The organism is Spirillospora sp. NPDC048824, from assembly GCF_043198455.1.
In the GTDB taxonomy this organism is placed as follows: Bacteria; Actinomycetota; Actinomycetes; order Streptosporangiales; family Streptosporangiaceae; genus Spirillospora.
Genome location: NZ_JBICUS010000022.1, coordinates 1 through 19,448, shown reverse-complemented (window position 1 = coordinate 19,448; position 19,448 = coordinate 1). Strand labels below are relative to the sequence as shown.

Below are 19,448 nucleotides of genomic sequence, written 5' to 3'. Positions count from 1 at the left end.
ACCTGCGACGACGGCGCAGGTGTCGAGGTGCTGCAACGGGATATCCGGGTCATCCTGGCCATATGAGCGGACACGGTCACGGTCATGGGCACGGGCAAACACAGGGGCACGGGCACGGACACGGTCGTGTGCGATCGCTCAAGCGCCGGTTGCTCCACCTCCTGCGGCCCCACTCGCACGAGGCGGCCGACAAGGTGGACTCCGCGATGGAGGCCAGTGCCCAGGGCATGCGCGCCCTGTGGATCTCTCTCGCCGGCCTCGGCGCGACCACCGTTCTCCAGGCCGTCGTGTACGCGTTCACCGGCTCGGTGGCGCTGCTGGGCGACACGCTCCACAACGCCGCCGACGCCCTGACCGCCGTCCCGCTGGGAATCGCGTTCCTCCTCGGCAGGCGCCCGCCGACCCGCCGCTACACCTACGGATACGGACGCGCCGAGGACCTCGCGGGCGTCGTCATCGTCCTGGCCATCGCCGCATCGGCGCTGGCCGCCGGGTACGCGGCCGTGCAGCGGCTCGCCCATCCACAGCCTGTGGAACACCTGGCCGCCGTCGCGGGCGCCGCCCTCATCGGCTTCGCCGGCAACGAACTCGTGGCCCGCTACCGCGTCCGCGTGGGCCGCCGCATCGGCTCGGCCGCCCTCGTCGCCGACGGCCTCCACGCCCGCACGGACGGCTTCGCGTCCCTCGCCGTCCTGCTGGGCGCCGGAGGGCTCGCCCTGGGCGCACCCTGGGCCGACCCCGTCGTCGGCCTTCTCATCACCGTCGCGATCCTGGCCGTCCTGTGGCAGACGGCCCGCGAGGTCTGGCGCCGCCTCATGGACGCCGTGGACCCCGTCCTCGTCGACCGCGCCGAGGCCGCCCTGTCCTCCACGCCGGGCGTCCTCGCCGTGGGCGACGTCCGCCTCCGCTGGATCGGCCACCATCTCCGCGCCGAATGCGACGTCGTCGTCGACCCCGCCTCGACCGTCGTCCGCGCCCACCAGGTCGCCGTCGAGGCCGAGCACAGCCTCCTGCACGCGCTCCCCCGCCTGTCCGGCGCCGTCGTCCACCCCGACCCGGAGGCCCGCCACGGTGAAGATCATCACGCCGCGCTGGCCGGACACCGATGATCATCGACCTGTGAGACGTTAGTCCGGCGCAGAACGGGAAATTACGGCCCCGGGCGGTCGATCTGGGACGGGATGTCGTCGGTGAATCAGCCATCAGAAACCAACGGGCCTGACGAAGAGAGCCCGGAAACCCTCGGAGACGAGAACACCACGCCTGCCTACGTCCCGCCCTCCGACGTCCCCACCGTCGTCGCCCCCCGCCCGAAGAGCACCTTCGGCAACGCGGCGGACGACCTTGAGCCCACACCCGCCTCCCCGGCGGACGACGCTCCCGAGGACGTCCCGGTGCCCGCTCCGCCCGAAGAGCCGGCCGACGAAGAGCGGACCGGGGAAGATCCGGCCGGGCTGGACCCCCGGGCGGCGTTCGAGACCATGCCGCTCGACGAGGTCGAGGAAGGGCGTGAGCCGACACCGCCGCTCGGGACGGAGGCCGCCGAGGACGGGTGGGGCGGGCGTGAGCTGGTCGAAAGCGTGTACGGGCCGCTGACCGGGTTCTACGAGCGACTCGACGCGCGGCTGCGGGAGGTACCCGAGGACGTCCCGCCGGTCGGCTGGGCGCCGCACATCGCGGCCCTCCGGGCGTTGCGGGAGGGACGGGTCACGGGGGACTGGGAGGTGCTCGCGCGGTTCCTCGTCGCGCCCGGTTCGCTGGAGGCGGGGACGGAGGAGGTCCGGCTCGTCCAGGCGGAACGCGGAGACGAGGTCGTCCGGGAGATCGTGAAGGAACTGGCGGCGGCGGACGGCCGGGCGCTGCTGGTCGCTCCCACGCCGGAACGGGCCGCCGACCTGCTGCGGGGCCTGGAGAACGATCCCGAGGTCTTCTCTCTGCTGATCGAGACCCGCCCGGCGACGGCGGAGGCCCGTTCGGTGGCGACGCGGGCCATGCCGCCGGTGGACGAGGAGGCCGTCGAGGCACCGCCGATGCGGGAGCCCGGTTCCGGTGGGACGGTCGAGTTCAGGCCCGTGACGGGGCGGCCCGAACCGGAGCCGGAGGAGAACTCGTCGGCGGTCACCAGGGCCGAGCCGCTGCCCGTGCGGCCCGAGGCGGAGCCCGCCGTCCCGGAGGAGGGGCCGTCCGCGCCGGAGACTCGGGTGCGGTCGGCGGCGCTGCGTCCGGTCGGGGAGGCGTGGCGGCATTCGTGGGACACCGAGACGCGTCTGCTGCGTCGCGGGCTGATGTGGCTGGAGCAGTGGCCCAGGGACGCGGCGACGCTGAGGTCCGTCCAGGCGGAGCATCTGCGGAGGGGCGAGGAGCTGGAGGCCGAGCAGGCGGCCTTGGCGCACACGATCGGGGAGTCCCGGAACGCGGCGGAGGGCGCCGGGCGGGCCGCCGAGGAGGCCGAGGCGGAGGCGGAGCGGCTCGCCGCAGTCCAGGAGGAGGCGGAGGAGGAGCTGACGGGTCCGCGCGCGGAGGCGGAGCGGCTCCAGACGATCGCGGACGAGGCGGCGGCGGAGGCGAACGCCCTGACCCGGACGGCCGACGCCACCTACGCGCGCTGCGTCCAGATGGACGAGCGCGCCAAGACCGCACAGGCGGAGTTGCAGGCGGCGCGGCAGGCGGAGGCGTCCCTGACCGACGAGCTGGCGCAGGCGCGGGGGGCTCTGCCCGGCGCGGCGGAGGAGGCCCACCGGCTGACGGCGGCGGACGCGGACGCGGCGGCGGAGGGCCACGCCGCCTACTACCGGCTCGTCTCGGCGGAGTCGGCGCTGTCCGCGGTACGCCGGAAGATGTCGTTCGGGCAGCGGCTGCATGTGGCGGCGCCGCCGTCAAACTGGAAGGGCCTGCGCGCGGAGGTCAAGGCCAAGACGCGGGAGGCGGACGAGGCCGCGCGGCGGGCGCGTGAGGCCAAGGACGCGGCGGAGAACGCGGAGCGGATCCGGCGGGGCCTGGCGTCGTTCGTGTCGGAGGGCGGAGCGCGGCTCAAGGCGGCGCAGGAGGCGCAGGAACGCCTGGGGACGGAGCTGACCTGGCTGGCGTCGGAGCGGGAGACCGCGGGCGCCGAGCATGAGGAGCAGGCGCGGCTGGCGTCGGAGTCGGTGGAGCGGGCCACGCAGGCGGCCGTCCGGGCGCGCACCGCGCGGCAGGCCGCGCAGGAGATCGAGGACCGGGTGAACGCCGCCCGGACGTCCCGCGAACGGGCCCTCGCGGCGGCGGGACGGGCCCGGTCGGACGCGGAGACCGCCACGGCCCGGGCCGCGGAGGCGGAGGCGGCGCTCGAACGCCGCACCGCCGAGGCGGCCGAGGAGATGTCCCGCCGTGAGGCCGATCTGGAGACCGCGCAGCGCACCGAGGCCCGTTCGCGGGAGAACGTCGTGGAGGTCTGCGGCTCGGATCCCGCCGCCGACCCCGAGGTCGTCCCCGCGCATCAGCGGCGCGCGATGGCCCGCATCGAGCAGCTCACCGGCTACCTGGAGGGCGGGCTGGCCGCGGGGAGCGAGGTGCTGCTCCGTACCGCCGACCTCGTCATCGGGACCCCGGCGGGTGTCGCGCTGACCGCCCGCGACGAGGAGTTCGACGCGTTGATCGTCGCGGACGCGGGGGAGGTCACCGACGGCGAGTTCCTCATCGGCGCCGTCCGGGCCCGGCGCTGGGTGCTTCTGGGCGCGGCGGGCTCCCGTCCGCCGTCGTACCGGGAGTACGCCGGGGCCCCGTCCGGCAGGCTGGAGGACGGCCCGTTCGGACGCGCCGCGACCGCGGCCCCCCACCTGCTCGGCGGCTGAGCGGCCGGTCGGCTCCGCGCGGGGGGCGCCGCCGCGGCCCGGAGCCCGTCAGTCGTTCCGGGTGAAGAACGGCGAGGCGCCGGGGTTCTTCGCGCGGGGTGCGACGTGGGCGCCCTGGACGGCGGCGGCCGGCTCGCGCCGCGGAACCGGTCCGGTGTTGCCGGACGGCCCGGACGGGGCCCGGACGGGGCGGGGGCCCTGCCGAACCTGGGCGAGTTCGCGCTCCAGGCGGCGCTTCTCCGCGACCAGGGAGGTGAGCGACTCCTCGTGTTCCTCGCGCAGGTCGCGCAGGTCGCGTCGGGTGCGCAGGCGGCGGCCGGCGCCTGCGAAGGTGAGCAGCATCCCGCTGAAGAAGACGATGGCCACGGCCGCGCCGGCGAGGAAGACCTGCCATTGCTCGTTCACGCCGGGAACGGACTGGCCGAAAACGACGAGGTTCGCGGCGTCGGTGTTGTCGAGGACGACGCCGACTCCTGCGGCGACGGCGGCCGCGACGAGCAGGAAACCGAGGAACACCATGGGCAGATCTCCTCTGCAGTGACTCCGGAGGGGGTACGGAGGTTCTCCACCATGCCAGACTGCAACCGGGTCGTGTCGCATTCGTCGGATAAATACAGGTCAGAGGGCATTCGTCCGAACCGATGCGGAAGGTTCCCTCCCGACCTCACCGGGTAGTGCCCGTTGCCGGGAGGGCGCACCGACGAACCCGGGAGGAACCCATGCCCGTCGAGGCCATCGTCTTCGATCTGGACGGCGTCCTGATCGACTCGGAGCCGGTGTGGGAGGAGGTGCGGCGCGCGTACGTCGCCGAACACGGCGGACGCTGGCTGCCCGACACCCAGGACCGCCTCATGGGCATGAGCACCGAAGAGTGGGCCCGCTACCTCGCCACCGACCTCATCGACGGCGTCACGGCGGAGGAGGTCGCCTACGAGGTGATCGACCGGATGCTCCAGCGGTACGAGGCCGGGCTGCCGCTGCTGCCGGGGGCGGAGGACGCCGTCCACCGGATGTCCGGGTACCGTCCGCTCGGCCTCGCCAGCTCGTCCCCGCGCGCCCTCATCGACCTGGTGCTCGGCAAGCTCGGGGTGTACGGGCGGTTCCTCGCCACCATCTCGACCGAGGAGGTCGACCGCGGCAAGCCCGCCCCGGACGGGTACCTGACCGTGGCCGCACGGATGGAGGTGCCCGCGAGCGCCTGCGTCGCCATCGAGGACTCCAGCAACGGGCTCCGGTCGGCGCACGCCGCGGGGATGACGGTGATCGCCATCCCGCGTCCGGCGCACCCGCCCGCGTCCGACGCGCTGGAACTCGCCGCGCACGTCGCCGGTGACCTGGACGAGGTGACCCCGGAGCTGGTGGAGGTCATCCACAGCTGAGCGTTCCCGGGGGCGGGCGTCGGCGGGCGCTCATAGTATGGGCCGATGGCTTCCCCCGAGACTCCGGAGACCCTCGACACCCTGCGGCGCGTGTTCGGGTACGACGCGTTCCGGGACGGCCAGCGCGAGATCATCGAGCATGTGGTCTCCGGCGGGGACGCCCTGGTCCTGATGCCGACCGGCGGCGGGAAGTCGCTGTGCTACCAGATCCCCGCGCTCGTCCGCAAAGGCACCGGCATCGTCATCTCGCCGCTCATCGCCCTCATGCAGGACCAGGTGGACGCGCTGCGGGCCCTCGGCGTCCAGGCGGGCTTCCTCAACTCCACCCAGGACCTCGACGAGCGCCGCGTCACCGAGGCGCAGTTCGTCGCCGGCGAACTCGACCTGCTGTACCTGGCGCCCGAGCGGCTGAAGCTCGCCTCGACCGTCGAGCTGCTCGACCGCGGGACGGTCTCGCTGTTCGCGATCGACGAGGCGCACTGCGTGTCCCAGTGGGGGCACGACTTCCGCCCCGACTACCTGATGCTGTCCGGCCTGCACGAACGCTGGCCCGACATCCCCCGCATCGCCCTCACCGCGACCGCCACCGAGGCGACCCGGGGCGAGATCGCGTCCCGCCTCCGGCTTGAGGTCGGCCCGGGGGCGAAGACACGCCATTACGTCGCGAGCTTCGACCGACCCAACATCCAGTACCGGATCGAGCCGAAGACCGACGCCAAGCGCCAGCTCCTGCGCCTCCTCCAGACCGAGCACAAGGGCGACGCGGGCATCGTGTACTGCCTGTCCCGCAACTCGGTGGAGAAGCACGCCGCGTTCCTCACCGAGAACGGCATCGAGGCCCTCCCGTACCACGCCGGCCTTGACGCGCGGATCCGCGCCGCCAACCAGTCGCGTTTCCTCCGCGAGGACGGCCTCGTCATCGTCGCGACGATCGCGTTCGGCATGGGCATCGACAAGCCCGACGTCCGCTTCGTCGCCCACCTCGACCTGCCCAAGTCCGTCGAGGGCTACTACCAGGAGACCGGGCGCGCCGGACGCGACGGCCTCCCGTCCACCGCCTGGCTCGCCTACGGCCTTCAGGACGTCGTCAACCTCCGCAAGATGATCGACGGCGGCGAGGGCGACGCCGCGTTCCGCCGCCGCCAGGCCATGCACCTCGACTCCATGCTCGCCCTCTGCGAGACCGTCGAATGCCGCCGCGTCCAGCTGCTGAACTACTTCGGCCAGTCCGGCGAGCCGTGCGGCAACTGCGACACGTGCCTGACACCGCCCGAGACGTGGGACGCGACCGTCCCCGCGCAGAAGGTCCTGTCGGTGATCGTGCGGCTCGACCGGGAACGGCGGCAGAAGTTCGGCGCCGGGCACATCATCGACATCCTGCTCGGCAAGAAGAGCGCCAAGGTCATCCAGTTCGACCACGACTCCCTGAAGCCCTTCGGGGTCGGCGCCGACCTGCGCGAGGCCGAATGGCGCGGCGTCGTCCGGCAGCTCCTCGCCCAGGGCCTGATCGCCGTCGAGAGCAACCACGGCACACTGCTCCAGACCGACGCGAGCGCCGACGTCCTGCGCGGGGAGCGCAAGGTGATGATGCGCCGCGAACCCGAACGTCCCGCAACGAAGGCCGCGAAGACCGCCAAGGACCGCAAGGCTCCCGTCGAGCTGCCCGCCGAGTCCATGCCGATCTTCGAACGTCTCCGCGCCTGGCGCGCCGCCGCCGCCAAGGAACAGGGTGTCCCCGCCTACGTCATCTTCCACGACGCGACACTGCGGGAGATCGCGACCGCCCTCCCGTCGTCCCTCACCGAACTGGGCCGCGTGAACGGCGTCGGCGAGAACAAGCTCGCCAAGTACGGCGACCAGGTCCTGGAAACCCTCGCCGCCTCCGCCTCAGACGAGGAATGACCGCACGAGCCTCGCCCCCGATTCCCTCGCACGACCCCCCCGTAGTCCGCAGCGGCCGGCACCCCGCGACGACCGCCGAGCCGACCCCGCCCCTGGCATCGGCCCCGCATGTCACGAAGGGCTGATGACCGTGCGGTCCCCGTCCCTCTCGTAGGCCACGACGTGGACGACCGGGAGGCCGGCCCTCTCCGCGCGCGCCCCGCTGGTGCGCGGGCCCGGCACCACCAGCAGGGGCGTCCCGTCCCGCCGGTCCGCCCCCTTCTCGTGGGAGCCCAGCTCGCCGGCCGTCCTCAGCCGCGTGACGCCCGGGCCTCCCGCCGCCACCAGATGCCAGCGCCGGGGCGACCGCCACCACACGGCGGCGGCCACCGTCGCGGCGGCGGAGGTGGTGTCGCTGTTCGTCCCGCCCCGCTCGGACAGAGCCCGCCCGCCGCCGGAGATCAGGATCGAGCTGCCCGGGGCGGCCCACGGCGACGACGCGTCCACCGTCAGCAGCGTCGCCCGGCCGCCGCCGTCGGGCAGGTCGCCGCTCCACAGATGCCCCAGCCGCAGGTCGCCCGACTCGCTCAGCGACGTCGCCGCCTCGCAGGCGACGGCGTGCAGCGCCGCCCAGCGGAACCGCTCCGCCTCCTCCGGCGGGTCACGGAACCACACCCGCGGCGCCGCGGCGTGCGGGTCGTGCGAGGCGAGCTGCGTGACCGTCCGCGGCGACCCGCCTGCGGCCGGCCGGAACGTCATCTGGAACGCCACATAGTTCTGGCAGGGTCGCGTGAACCAGTCCCACGGCAGCGGATCGCTCAGCCCGTCCCGGACCGCCACCGGCGTCCAGTCCGGGGAGCGCCCGGACGGCACCGCCGCCCGCACGTCCCGCAGCCACGGCGGGACGAGGTAACGCCACGTCATGCCCAGCATGATGAGCTGCCCATCGCCCGTCCCGAGCCTGCGGACCGACTCCACGCCGCGCGACAGGCGCCGCTCGAAGTACTGCGCCACGCTGGGGGTGTCCCGCGGGCCGGGGGAGTCGCGCAGAACGACGAGGGACGCGCCGTCCACCGTCCCGGCGTACAGGACGACGATGCGGCCGAGCGGCGGGTGCCGGTGGTGGGCCCGCCACGCGCCGGCGGCCCGGCGCAGCAGCCGGGCGTCGTGCCGCAGCCCGCCCTGGGCGGGCCATTCATCGATGGTCGGCGTGCGGGTCGTCCGCCACGCCCGCGGGTCGATCGCGGCGGGCTCGCCGGGCTCCTCGTCCGGCCCGGTGAGAATGAACCCCGCGCACAGCAGCGCGGCCGCGAGCCCGGCCGCCACGGCGGCGCGCCAGACGGGCCGGGCGGCGCGGGGCGTGCGGAGCCGTACGAGGTCGGGCTCGAACGCCTCGATCTCGGCGCGCTGCGCGGCCTCGTCCAGCCCCGTCCGGGCGTCCACGGCGGCGGTGGCCCGGTCCACGTCCCGGAAGTCCGCCTGGCCGTGGACGCCCAGCTCGGCGGCGACCTCGGGTGCGGTGAGACCGTCACGGCGCAGCAGGAACGCGAGACGCTCGCGCGGCGCCAGCTCCAGCAGCGCCGCCCGGACCGGCCCCCGCGGCGCCGGCGCGGGCTCCAGGAGAACGCGGTGCAACCGGTGCCGCCCGGTGGGCGGGTCGGTGAGCAGGATCGCGACGAGCCGCGCCCGCATGGCCGGGTAACCGCCCTTCCGCACCCGGGCCGCGCGGGCGGCGATCCGGCGCGCGCTCATGAGCGGGGCGTCGCCGTCGTCCAGCACCAGGTACGCGAGCCGCACAAGGGCGGCGTAGTGCTCGCGGTCCACCGTTCGCACCGGGCACCTCCCACACGCATTGTGCGCAGCGCTCGGTAACGGCCGGGTGGAGGCGCCGCTCAGGGCGTTCTGAGCCTGGCCTCCCGGGCGGCGCGCTGCCCCGATTCGACGGCGCCGTCGATGTATCCGGCCCACCTGGTCGCCGTCTCGGTGCCGGCCCAGCGCAGCGGCCCCACGGGTTCGCGCAGCGCCGGGCCGAAACGGGTCAGCGTCCCGGGCGCGGCGAACGCGCCGTAGCAGCCGCGCGAGTACTCCTCCTCGCCCCAGTCCCGCTCGATGTACGCGACCGGTTTCCTCGCCCGCGGCCCGAAGTATCCGGCGAGGTCGGCGAGGACCTGGGCGCGGCGCTCCGCTTCGGTCAGGCGGGCGGCGATGTCGGCGTGCCGCCCCTCCAGGAACCCGACCAGCACGCCCGGCGCACCGCTCTCCGGCGTGTTGTCGAACGTGATGCCGAACGGCCGCCGCGCGCTGGTGACCTGGCCGCTGAACCCGTCCCCGCGCCAGAACGGCTCGTCGTACACGACGTTGACCTTGATGACGCGTCCCATCGGCATCCGCTGGACGAGCTGGTCCCGGTCACCGGGCAGGCCGGGGGTGTAGCGGATGCGTCCGGCCAGCGGCGGCGGGACGGCGATGATCGCGCGGCGGGCCCGGATCTCCCCGCCCGGCGTGCGGAGCCGCACGGAGTCGTCCGCCCAGTCGATCTCGGTGACCGGGGAGTTCAGGGAGATGCGGTCGCCCAGCCCGTCCGCCAGCGCGAGCGCGATCCGCTGGGACCCGCCGGAGACCCGGTCCTGCTGGGCACCGCCGGTCGTGTCGATCAGCGGGTCCAGGCCGCCGGCGGCGGACATGTAGAAACCCGCCCACAGCGCCGACATGTCCTCGGCCTCGGCGGAGAAGACCGCCTGCGTGATCAGGCGCATGAACGCGCGTCCCCCGCCGGTGTGCAGGTTCCGGCGGATCCACGTCTCGAACGTCTGGGCGTCGAGCCTCGCCGCGTGCCGGGCGGTCCACGGCGCGTCCGCCGGGATGCCGCGCATCATGCGCTCGACCCGCACCTGCCCCTGCGCGATGTCGGCGAGCGTGACGGGCGAGAGGCGGGGGATGCGGCCGGTGTACTCGCCGCGGGTCCTGCCGATCTCGGCGATGTGCCTGCCCTGGTCGTAGGTCGGGTAGGTGGACAGCCCGAGTTCGCCGATCAGGGCGAGCACCCTGTCCTGGCCGGGCCCGACCCACTGGCCGCCGACCTCGATCGGCTCTCCGCCGGGCAGTTCTCCGTTCAGCAGCCGTCCGCCGACCCGGTCCCGGGCCTCCAGGACGACCACCTCGTGCCCGTCCCGGACGAGGTCGCGGGCGGCGACCAGCCCCGCCGTCCCGGCCCCGACGATCGCGACATCGACCATGTCACCGCTCCCTCATGCAGACCGCATCCGACATACATCATGTATGTGTTACGTCCTCACCACGGCCGCGTTCTACGGCGCGCTGACCGAACTGGCCCTCTCCATCGCCGACGCCGCGGACCCGCCGCAGGCCCGAGACGAGGCCGTCCGCCTGGTCGGCGCCATGCTCGACGGCCTGAGCTGAAGACGATTCCCAGGGTTCTCCCAGGATCCGCGCGGACTAATGCCAGCGGCACCGGGTTACATGATCTCCATGCGAACCAGACACACGACCGCCGCCGCCGGCGTGGGCGTCGCGGGCCTCCTCGGCCTGGGCCTCTACCTCGCCGTCCCCGCCTTCGCCGACGACCCCTCCCCGTCCGCGTCCCCCACGGCCGAGCCGAAACATCCCCGCTGGGACCGTCCCGGCGAAGACCGCCCGTTCCGGCGCGGCCACGGCCTGCCCGGTCACCGCTTGGGCGGGCACGGCGTCCACGGCGAGGCCACCGTCCAACGCGACGACGGGTTCCGCCTCGCCACCTGGCAGCGCGGCGAGATCACCGCCCTGTCGTCGACGACGCTGACCGTCAAGAGCGCCGACGGCGTCTCCTGGACCTGGACGACCAACGCCGACACCCGCGTCCGCAAGGACCACGAGAAGGCCGCCGTCAAGGACCTCGCCGACGGTGACAAGATCCTGGTCGCGGGCGAGCGCTCCGGCGGCACCCGCACCGCGAAGCTCATCCGCGTCCCGAAGGCCGGCTGACCCCCGGCGGCTCGCACGCGCGGTATTTTCAGAGCAGGGGACGACGATGCGCGGGAGCCGATGAGCGAGGGCAGGCGGGTCCTCGTCGTGGACGACGAGGCCAACATCCGTGACCTGATCGAGGTCGCGCTGCGCTTCCACGGCTTCACGACCGTCACCGCGGAGACCGGCGACGAGGCGCTGCGGGCCGCCGCCCGCGAGCGGCCCGACCTCGTCCTGCTCGACGTCATGCTGCCCGACGTCGACGGCTTCGAAGTCTGCCGGCGGCTCCGCGCCGACGGCGACCAGGTCCCGGTGATCTTCCTGACCGCGCGGGACACCCCGTCCGACACCGTCACGGGCCTCACCCTCGGCGGCGACGACTACGTCAGCAAACCGTTCTCCATCGAGGCCCTGATCGCACGGGTGCGGGCCGTCCTGCGCCGGGCGGCCCCGCCCCCGTCCGACGCCGTGCTGCGCGTCGCCGACCTGGAACTGGACGAGGCGCACTGGACGGTCCGGCGCGGCGGCGTCACCGTGGACCTGTCCCCGACCGAGTTCCGCCTCCTGGCCTACCTCATGCGCAACGCGGGCAGGGTCCTGTCGCGCGGCCAGCTCCTGGAGGGCGTGTGGGGCTGGGACCACGGCAGCCCGCAGGTCGTCGAGACCTACATCAGCTACCTGCGCCGCAAACTGGACCCGCTCGGCACGCCCCTCATCCACACCCAGCGCGGGGTCGGCTACGCGCTGCGGCCATGACGCTCAACGCCCGGCTGCTCACCGGCCTCCTCGCCATCACCCTCGCGGGCCTGGCGGTCATGGGCCTGGTGAGCGCCCTCGTCCTGAACGGCTACCTGATGCACCGGGTGGACGAGCAACTCCAAGCCGTCCCGGACCGCGCCGTGGCACGCCTCCTCCGACCCGGACTGCCCGAACGAGGCGTCGCCCCGGCCCAGTTCGTGGTTTTGGTCGTCGGCCCCGCGAACCAGGTACGCGTCCTCAGCGGCGACGCACCGAACCCCGAACAGGCCGTCACCGAAGTGGAACGCCTCCCCCGAACCGAGCTGGACGCCCACGCCCGCACCCGCGAACCGTTCTCCCTCCCGGGCCTGCGCGCCGTGGCCCGCCCCAGACGCAGCAGCGTCATCATCGTGGCGTCCCCCCTCGGCGAGATCCACTCGGCCGTACGCAACCTGGTGCTCTCCGAGATCGCCACCGGCCTCGTCCTCGTCGCGATACTCGCCCTGCTCGGCCGCAGGCTGATCGGCCGCGGCCTGCGCCCGCTCGGCCGGATGGCCGCCACCGCCGACGCCATCACCGCCGGCGGCGACCTGCGCGCCCGCATGCCCGACCCCGGCCACCGCACCGAAACCGCCCGCCTCGCCGCCGCCATCAACGTGATGCTGGAACGGATCGAGCAGGCGTTCTGGGCCCGCAGCCGCTCCGAGGCCCGCGTCCGCGCATTCGCCGCCGACGCCTCCCACGAACTCCGCACGCCCCTCACCGCCATCCAGGGTTACGCGGAGCTGTACCGGCACGGCGCACTCGGCCCCCGCGAGCTCCCCGACGCCATGCGCCGCATCGAGGACGAGGCGCGCCGCATGAACCGCCTGGTCACCGACCTCCTGGAACTGGCCCGCCTGGACCGCGAGGCGTCCCTGGAACCCGTCCCCACCGACCTGGTCGTCCTGGCCCGCGACGCCGTCGCCGACGCGACCGCCACGGCCCCCGACCACCCCATCGAACTGGACGCCCCGGAAACCCTCATCGCGACCGTCGACGAGGCACGCATCCGCCAGGTCCTCACCAACCTCCTGGCCAACGTCCGCGCCCACACACCCCCCGGAACCCCGGCGACCATCCGCCTCGCACCGGGAGTCATCGAAGTCCGCGACGAAGGCCCCGGCATGTCCGCCTCCGACGCCGCCCGCGCCTTCGAACGCTTCCACCGCGCCGGCCAGGGCACCACCGGAACCGGCCTGGGCCTCCCCATAGTCGCCGCCATAGCCGCCGCCCACGGCGGCCGCACAGAACTGTTCTCCACCCCCTCCAACGGAACAACAGTCCGCCTCACCCTCCCAACAGCACCCGAACCGGAAACCCACACCTAGGCCGCCAAGACCCCCTGCCTTGGCGCGTCCGGCGCAGGCACTCGTCCCCGCCCTGATCAAGCCTCGCGGTCGCACGGCCACACGCAGGAGCCCCTCAAACCAAAGACCGGAAGCGGGGCGCGCCCCGAGTCCCCCAGAGCCGGAGTGCCTCGCCAGAGGCGTCCTCCGCCTGTCGGGACGCTCCGCCATGTGCCAGCATCCCGGGATGGCTGAGGTGACGTTGGATGTGGACGCTGATCCGGTCCCCCTGTTGATCGTGCAGACCGAAACATGGGAGGTGCATATCTGGGCGCCTCTCGCGGACTTGTCTCGGCTGAGCGGGATCCGTGAGGCACGTTGGGACGAGCGCCGCTCCCTGAAGGTCGGCGTCTGTGCGGGCTCGCCGGTCTTCTGGTCGCTGTCCGAAGACGGGCAGGCAACGATGCTGATCGGCCGGGACGACGAGACGTGGGATGCCGCGCTGATGATTCCGCTCACCGTCGTGGACGAGATCGTCGCCCTTGCGCACTGAGATCGAACCGCCTGCGGCGCGCCCCGTGACGGTCGGCGAGAGCGACGCCAGCGGACGCGTCGCGATGCGCGGGGAAGGCGTCCGGCCAGGCAGAGCGTGAAGGCACCATGGCGGGCAACGTAGGCGCTCGTTCGCCAACTCCCCACGTGGTCGCCGGAAAGGGACGAACGCTCACGATCGACCAGGCGAAACGCGGCTCGACACGGTGACCGGCCACCACCGTGAAGCGCATCAAGAACCACGACAAGACGATCAAGCGCAGGACGTGCCTGGTGATCAGGGACTCAGAACGCCCAAGCCACGCCGGACGCTGGTCCTCACTCCGCAGTTCGCGGCCAAGCCCCGGACACTCCACCTCCGACAGCCTGAGGCCAAGATCGGCGCTCTCTCCGAAGCCTGACGAACCCGTTGCCCCCACGGCACATGACAGAGGCCCCTTCCATGATCGGAAGAGGCCTCTGACGTGTGCGCACCCGAAGGGATTCGAACCCCTAACCTTCTGATCCGTAGTCAGATGCTCTATCCGTTGAGCTACGGGTGCCTGCCGGGGACAACTGTACCGGCTCCCTGGACTCGTCCGCGAATCGGTTCGGGCAGGACTTGCGAGCAGGAGTGTGACCTGAGTCACGGAACTTTTTGTGGTGAAGGTACGCCAAAAGGGTGATCGAGTCGGGAGCGACCTGCGAGGTTTGACTCCGTTCGAAGCCCAACCCCCTGAAGGAGAATCCTCATGCGCATGTCTGCCACCAAGCTGGTCGGCATCCTCGCCGTCGGTGGCCTGATGCTCGGCTCCACCGGTTGCGGGGCGGTCGACGCCCTCGCCGGAGGCAAGAAGAAGACCGCCTGCGAGAACATCGAGAAGGAGCTGCGGAGCTTCTCCACCAGCGGCCTGTCGTCGTCCGGCGGCGCCGACGCCACCGCCCGGAAGTTCTCCGACACCGCGTCCGCGATCCGCGCGGAGGGCCAGAGCGCCGGCGGCGACGTCGAGAGCGCCGCTGTCGCGTTCGCGGGCGACCTGGACGAGACGGCGGAGCTGCTGCGGGACATGAGCTCAGGCAACACGACCCCTCGCCAGCCCAACACCGCCGCCATGCGACGGCACGGCAACGACCTGGCCGAGGCCTGCGGTTTCAGCGCCTTCCGTCTGGGCTGACCATCGCGCTCCTGCGGCCCCGGGAGCGCATCGTCCGGCTGATTGTCTTAGCGTAGCCATGCCGTCTCGGACTATGCTGCTGGGACCAACGGGCCAGACTTTGCCGGTAGGCGCGCCGAACCGGTAGCCTGTCTGCGCCTGACGGCTACTGGAGGATTCGCCTAGTCCGGTCTATGGCGCCGCACTGCTAATGCGGTTTGGGTGCAAGCCCATCCGGGGTTCAAATCCCCGATCCTCCGCCTCTGACCAGCGCCTCCGCTGAGGACCACCATCCTCGGCGGGGGCGTTTTTGGTGTCTGGTGTGGCCATGGTGTGGCCATCACGTCGCAGCGGCACCACGGCGGCCACCGCTTCGGCTGCGGCCTTGGCCACCTCGGGCAGGACCGAGGTGTAGGTGTCTGCCGTGAACGATGACCGAGCGTGACCGAGGGTCGCGCTGATCACCTTCATGTCGACCTTGCCGAGCAGGCCGAGCGTCGCCGCGCCGTGCCGGAGGTCGTGGAACCGGATCGGCGGTAGAGGGCCGCTGTCGATGGCGACCATGGCCGCGTCCTGGCTGATCCGGTGTCGCCGAGCGATGCGCTCGATGGGCCAGTCCTCCTCGAAGTACCTCTTACGGACGGCGTTGTAGCGTTCGATCAGGGCGTCGAAGCGCTGGGAGATCCACTCTGGCCGCAGCGGCGAACCGTCCTCCCGGGTGAACACTCGTCCCGACGCCACCCAGATATCGGCGTCGGCTGCCAGCTCCTCCTTGTTCTGGCGAGTACGCCAAGAGCGCAGCGCCGCGAGGGTGGTCTTATCGAGGCTCACGGAACGCTCGCCCGCTTCGGATTTGGTGTCGTCGTACTCATCGTCTGGACGCGTCTCCCGGACGGTGAGTGTCTCGCTGGCGTCGAGGTCGGTGTCCGTCCAGGGTAGGCCTGCAACTTCTCCGCGGCGCAGTCCGCGGAAGGCGACCAGGTGGAAGAGGGCGTAGAGCCGCTCCTCGGCTGCGAAGTCGAGGAACGCGCCCGTTTGAGCGGGAGTCCAGACCATCACGGGGCCAGGTACCTTGCCCGTCTGAAGCCAATGCTGGACCCGCGCGGACGTCCAGACGATGGGCTTGGCCCGGCGCCCCTTTACGCGGGGCAGCTCCACATGTTCCACAGGGTTGTAGGTCAGCCGCTTGGTCTTGACTGCGGTACCCATGGCAGAGGAGAGAACGGCGTGGATCTTCTTGATCCGGGCCGGAGAGATCGGCTTGGTCTGCTTCTTTCGGCGCGGCTCACCGTCTGGATGCTGCTTCTTTGCGGAGTCGGCTCTCACCTCCGTAAGCCTTCGCAGCACTTCGCTGGGCTTCTTACCGTCGGGGAGCGGACGGTTGATTTGGGCGATCGCCTCGTACATGTTGTTGACGTCCCGGTCACGAAGGTCCACCAGGCGTAGATGCCCGAGCGCCGGCTTCAGGTAGAGATGAACTATCTCCTCGTAGTCGGCGTAGGTTGAGCGGGCGAGGCTTCTTTTGCCTGGCAGCCAGTGTTTCTCGAGGTAGGTTCCGACCGTCAGGGAGCGATCGGTCACATGACCTACGTGACCAACCTTCGCGAGTTCCTCCGCCAGCGCATTGTCCGCGTCTCGTTCACTGGCGAACGGACCTACTAAGGGTCTGCGCCTCTTACCGTCCACGCCACGTGGTGCGTCGTAGCGAAACCACCAGGCACCGTGATTTCGCTTCTTGAGCTGTGGGCACTTGCCCTCTGGGTACTTCTTGCCGGTCTCTGGGTTGCGGCATCCACACCGCTTGAAGGTACGTCCCTTCACCCGTCATCCTCCTTCGGTCGGGATCGTCCGGATCCACGGTCGTTCTTGATCGCCCTCGAGATCGCCTGGACGCTGACGTCAAGCTCGGCGGCGATACCCGTCAGCGTCATGCCTGAGTTGCGAGCTTCCAGCAGCGCGGCCCTACGCACGGCAGCCAGTTCTCCGATCAACGCTCGGCCGGATGCGGCAAGGACTTCGCACTCCTTGGCGCGCCCAATCGCGTCGAGTCGGTCGAGTCGGGCTAGGCGCGTGGCGAGCCACTCGACCGTACGCACGGCGTGGTCGTGAGGGGCTTCTTGGCTCAGGGGTTTGTCTGCTGACGGATCCATGACGGAGACCGATCAGAGCATCACTCTCCGTAAATGTCAACCCTGGGGTTGACAGATACCTCGGGCCGGGACGCAGAGGCTGCCCCGGCCCGTAGCGAAATCGGCAGGAGGAGAGTCCAGATTACTGGCGGGCTACGCCGAGCAGCTTGAGCAGCTCGGCAGTAGGTACTCGGTATGCCGCGCCGATCCGGATGACTCGGCACGGAAAATCGCCACGCTTGGCGAGTTCGTAGGCATACGTGCGGGAGAGCCCAAGGGCTCGAGCTGCAGTCACGATGCTGACGACGGTCGGAAGTTCATCCAGGTCCGAGGACTTGAGGGTTTCCATGATCCTGCCTCCAGGTTGGGTGTTCTGGCCTGTCGCGGCGTCCACGTCGGGCGCGCGAACGCATCGATGCAGAGATACGTCAGGCCGCCTGTGAGATTCGGGCAAATGCTTGCCACGGTGTGCCGTCCGGGACTGACGGAAGTGTCAGGTGAAGCACCATCCGCTATCGCAGGTGCCGTCGCCGTTCTCGAAGGGGAGGGTGTCGGCGGTGGGGGTGACGTCGGCGAGGGAGGCGTTGTAGCGGGTGAGGTAGACGGGGTCTTTGCCCAGGTGGGCGCGGCGTTTGTTGATGGTGGCTTCGAGGTGGCAGGCCTTGGTGAACAGGGCTGGTTGGTCGCGGCGCATGTCTTGCCAGGTGGTGAGGCGGTGGAAGGGGCAGAACCAGCAGGCGGATTTGGGTGGGACGGGCAGGCCGGCGGAGCGGATGATGCGGGGGCAGTCGGTGCGGCGGATGCCCAGGTCCAGGAGTGGGTAGACGATGCGTTCGTAGGGTTCGTGGCGGCGGGTGTTGGCGCGGTGGATTTCGTCGAGGCTGATGCCGATGGCGATGGTGGCGGGGTTGGCAGGGCTGGCGCCGTGGGCTTTGAGCCAGCGGCCGATGACGCGGATTTTGAAGTCGGCGGTGCAGGAGCGGGTGCCGGGGGCTCCGTTGCTCATGCGGACGGGGATGGGGATGGAGCGGGACCCTTCGCGGATGAGGCGGCCGTAGAGGGTTTCGGTGGTGCCGTCGCGGCGGATGCGGTGGAGTTCACGGAGGTCGATGCCGTGGGCGGCGGCGTAGGGGGCGGCGTGTTCGCGGATGTAGCGCAGGGTGGCGGGGTGTTCGGAGTCGTCGCCGACGTTGGCGAATAGGAAGCGTTGGAAGTTGATGCGGCCTTGGGCGGCGAGGACGAGGGCGGCGGTGGATTGCCATCCGCCGCCGTAGCTGAAGGCGCGGATCGGCCCGCAGGACGGCTTCTTCTTCGTCCCCTTCGTCGGAGACCTGCGTGGTGGGTGCTGGTTCCTGGTTGGAGGGGCGTGGCTGGAACCGTGGCGGCGGTTGGGGTTGTGGTGTGGGTGCAAGCGTGGGCCTCCGGTCAGGGTTCGGTGGTGGATGGTGTGGGGCGGGTGGCGCCGGTGTATTGGCGTTCGCGGTAGGGGTTGCCAGCGAATTGGGCGATGCGGACGACGTCGCCGGTGTAGGGGGCGTGGATCATGCGGCCGCGGCCGTAGTAGATGCCGACGTGGTGGATGGTCGCGGAGTTGGCGGGGTTGGTGGCGAAGAAGAGCAGGTCGCCGGGCTGGAGTTGGGCTCGGGGGATGTGGGTGCCTGCGTTGTACTGCGCGGCGGCGACGCGGGGTAGGTGGACACCGGCCTTGGCCCAGGCGTGTTGGGTGAGGCCGGAGCAGTCGAAGCCTTTGGTGCCGGCGCCGTGGGCGATGCCGTAGGTGGGGCCTGAGGGTCCGCCGCCGCCCCAGGAGTAGGGGGTGCCGAGCCAGCGCAGGGCGGCCTTGACGGCGATGGCGCCTCGTCGGCTGGTGGTGGGGGTGGCGTAGCGGGTGGCTTGGTCGAGGACTTTGCGGACGTACCAGTCGGCGTGGTTGTAGCGCCAGATCGCCTGCTTGAGGCGCTTACTGCCTTTGCCGGCGCCGTTGGCGCACAGGTAGTTGGCGGCGCCGTAGATGGCGTCGGCGGGGTTGTAGCGGTCTTTGCGGCCGTCGTGGTCGCCGTCGGCGCCGTAGGCGGCCCAGGTGGCGGCGAGGAATTGCATGGGTCCGCCGGCTCCGGCGTGGTTTTCGCCGGTGTGGACGCCGGGCATGGTGGAGCGGCCGTGGTCGGATTCGATCTTGCCGATCGCGGCCAGGACGTTCCAGGGCAGGCCGGGGCACGATTGGGCGGCATCCATGTACCAGCGCAGATACGCGGCCGGGATGTCGCGTTTGGCTTCGGCGGTGGGTCCCGCGTTCCGCAGTTCGTAGACACACGGCTGTGATCGCCGGCGAGTCGCCGCTGGTCAGCGCTGTGCGGCGCTGGTTTCCAGGGCTGGCAGGCTCGAAAGTGTAGTAACACGAGTTTGTGGGATTCCACTGTGGAACAGGGGAGTCCCTGGTTTCCTGTGGTCATGTACTTGCGGTTCACGCAGCGGAGCAACGCCGATGGGTCGATCGTCCGGTATGCGGCGCTTG

At 71.5% G+C, this 19,448-nt stretch carries 17 protein-coding genes, 2 tRNA genes and 1 pseudogene; 11 read left to right on the top strand and 9 right to left on the bottom strand.

Annotated elements, in window-relative coordinates; translation table 11 throughout:
* Positions 1 to 128 precede the first annotated feature (128 nt).
* On the top strand, positions 129 to 1,109 hold the full coding sequence (locus ACGFIS_RS32265; RefSeq protein ID WP_392903134.1) for a cation diffusion facilitator family transporter: 981 nt from the start codon (positions 129 to 131) through the stop codon (positions 1,107 to 1,109).
* A gap of 81 nt (positions 1,110 to 1,190) precedes the next feature.
* Entirely contained in the window at positions 1,191 to 3,830 is a 2,640-nt protein-coding gene (locus ACGFIS_RS32260) for a hypothetical protein (protein WP_392973485.1), read from the top strand.
* Positions 3,831 to 3,878: 48 nt separating this feature from the next.
* On the opposite strand, the gene ACGFIS_RS32255 is transcribed toward ACGFIS_RS32260, so the two are convergent.
* Positions 3,879 to 4,349, bottom strand: a complete 471-nt coding sequence (locus tag ACGFIS_RS32255; protein ID WP_392903129.1) for a hypothetical protein — start codon at positions 4,347 to 4,349, stop codon at positions 3,879 to 3,881.
* A 200-nt stretch (positions 4,350 to 4,549) separates the two neighbouring features.
* On the opposite strand from ACGFIS_RS32255, the gene ACGFIS_RS32250 reads away from it, so the two are divergent.
* Both ACGFIS_RS32250 and recQ read left to right on the top strand, forming a co-directional pair.
* The gene (locus ACGFIS_RS32250; RefSeq protein ID WP_392903126.1) at positions 4,550 to 5,209 is read left to right on the top strand and encodes an HAD family hydrolase; all 660 of its coding nucleotides are present in this window, start codon (positions 4,550 to 4,552) and stop codon (positions 5,207 to 5,209) included.
* Positions 5,210 to 5,254: 45 nt separating this feature from the next.
* Positions 5,255 to 7,111 carry a DNA helicase RecQ gene (recQ, locus tag ACGFIS_RS32245; protein ID WP_392973483.1) on the top strand — a complete coding sequence of 619 codons (1,857 nt, stop codon included), beginning with the start codon at positions 5,255 to 5,257 and terminating at the stop codon, positions 7,109 to 7,111.
* A 111-nt stretch (positions 7,112 to 7,222) separates the two neighbouring features.
* Here the strand turns inward: recQ and ACGFIS_RS32240 are convergent, their stop codons facing one another.
* Both ACGFIS_RS32240 and ACGFIS_RS32235 read right to left on the bottom strand, forming a co-directional pair.
* A complete protein-coding gene (locus tag ACGFIS_RS32240; RefSeq protein WP_392903122.1) occupies positions 7,223 to 8,923 on the bottom strand; it encodes a hypothetical protein in 1,701 nt (566 codons plus the stop codon).
* Between the two features lie 59 nt (positions 8,924 to 8,982).
* Positions 8,983 to 10,326: a flavin monoamine oxidase family protein gene (locus ACGFIS_RS32235; RefSeq protein ID WP_392973481.1), complete on the bottom strand. Its 1,344-nt coding sequence runs from the start codon at positions 10,324 to 10,326 to the stop codon at positions 8,983 to 8,985.
* 43 nt (positions 10,327 to 10,369) lie between these two features.
* Between ACGFIS_RS32235 and ACGFIS_RS32230 the strand changes: the two genes are divergently transcribed.
* From ACGFIS_RS32230 to ACGFIS_RS32210, 5 genes are all read left to right on the top strand, one after another.
* Positions 10,370 to 10,510, top strand: coding sequence for a hypothetical protein (locus ACGFIS_RS32230; RefSeq protein WP_392903119.1), 141 nt, complete (start codon positions 10,370 to 10,372; stop codon positions 10,508 to 10,510).
* Positions 10,511 to 10,579: 69 nt separating this feature from the next.
* Complete coding sequence (locus tag ACGFIS_RS32225; RefSeq protein ID WP_392973479.1) at positions 10,580 to 11,071, top strand: DUF5666 domain-containing protein; 492 nt, start codon at positions 10,580 to 10,582, stop codon at positions 11,069 to 11,071.
* Between the two features lie 60 nt (positions 11,072 to 11,131).
* Positions 11,132 to 11,809, top strand: a complete 678-nt coding sequence (locus ACGFIS_RS32220) for a response regulator transcription factor (protein WP_392903115.1) — start codon at positions 11,132 to 11,134, stop codon at positions 11,807 to 11,809.
* Positions 11,806 to 13,161, top strand: coding sequence for a sensor histidine kinase (locus tag ACGFIS_RS32215; protein ID WP_392973477.1), 1,356 nt, complete (start codon positions 11,806 to 11,808; stop codon positions 13,159 to 13,161). The genes ACGFIS_RS32220 and ACGFIS_RS32215 overlap by 4 nt, the downstream gene beginning before the upstream one ends.
* Positions 13,162 to 13,366: 205 nt before the next feature.
* Complete coding sequence (locus ACGFIS_RS32210; RefSeq protein ID WP_392903109.1) at positions 13,367 to 13,672, top strand: hypothetical protein; 306 nt, start codon at positions 13,367 to 13,369, stop codon at positions 13,670 to 13,672.
* Positions 13,673 to 14,140: 468 nt separating this feature from the next.
* Here the strand turns inward: ACGFIS_RS32210 and ACGFIS_RS32205 are convergent.
* Positions 14,141 to 14,213, bottom strand: a tRNA-Arg gene (locus tag ACGFIS_RS32205).
* Between the two features lie 189 nt (positions 14,214 to 14,402).
* Here ACGFIS_RS32205 and ACGFIS_RS32200 point away from each other — a divergent pair.
* Together ACGFIS_RS32200 and ACGFIS_RS32195 are read left to right on the top strand one after the other, a co-directional pair.
* The gene (locus ACGFIS_RS32200) at positions 14,403 to 14,825 is read left to right on the top strand and encodes a hypothetical protein (RefSeq protein WP_392903107.1); all 423 of its coding nucleotides are present in this window, start codon (positions 14,403 to 14,405) and stop codon (positions 14,823 to 14,825) included.
* Positions 14,826 to 14,975: 150 nt separating this feature from the next.
* A tRNA-Ser gene (locus tag ACGFIS_RS32195) sits at positions 14,976 to 15,064 on the top strand.
* A gap of 154 nt (positions 15,065 to 15,218) precedes the next feature.
* Here the strand turns inward: ACGFIS_RS32195 and ACGFIS_RS32190 are convergent.
* The 5 genes and pseudogenes from ACGFIS_RS32190 to ACGFIS_RS32170 form a co-directional block, all read right to left on the bottom strand.
* Positions 15,219 to 15,860 (bottom strand): annotated as a pseudogene (locus ACGFIS_RS32190) (tyrosine-type recombinase/integrase); the annotation flags it as partial.
* 761 nt (positions 15,861 to 16,621) lie between these two features.
* A complete protein-coding gene (locus ACGFIS_RS32185; RefSeq protein WP_392903105.1) occupies positions 16,622 to 16,900 on the bottom strand; it encodes a hypothetical protein in 279 nt (92 codons plus the stop codon).
* Between the two features lie 175 nt (positions 16,901 to 17,075).
* Positions 17,076 to 17,282, bottom strand: a complete 207-nt coding sequence (locus tag ACGFIS_RS32180; RefSeq protein ID WP_358464976.1) for a helix-turn-helix domain-containing protein — start codon at positions 17,280 to 17,282, stop codon at positions 17,076 to 17,078.
* 144 nt (positions 17,283 to 17,426) lie between these two features.
* Positions 17,427 to 18,344 carry a phosphoadenosine phosphosulfate reductase gene (locus tag ACGFIS_RS32175; protein WP_392903103.1) on the bottom strand — a complete coding sequence of 306 codons (918 nt, stop codon included), beginning with the start codon at positions 18,342 to 18,344 and terminating at the stop codon, positions 17,427 to 17,429.
* Between the two features lie 14 nt (positions 18,345 to 18,358).
* Entirely contained in the window at positions 18,359 to 19,168 is an 810-nt protein-coding gene (locus tag ACGFIS_RS32170; protein WP_392973475.1) for a C40 family peptidase, read from the bottom strand.
* Positions 19,169 to 19,448: the final 280 nt, after the last annotated feature.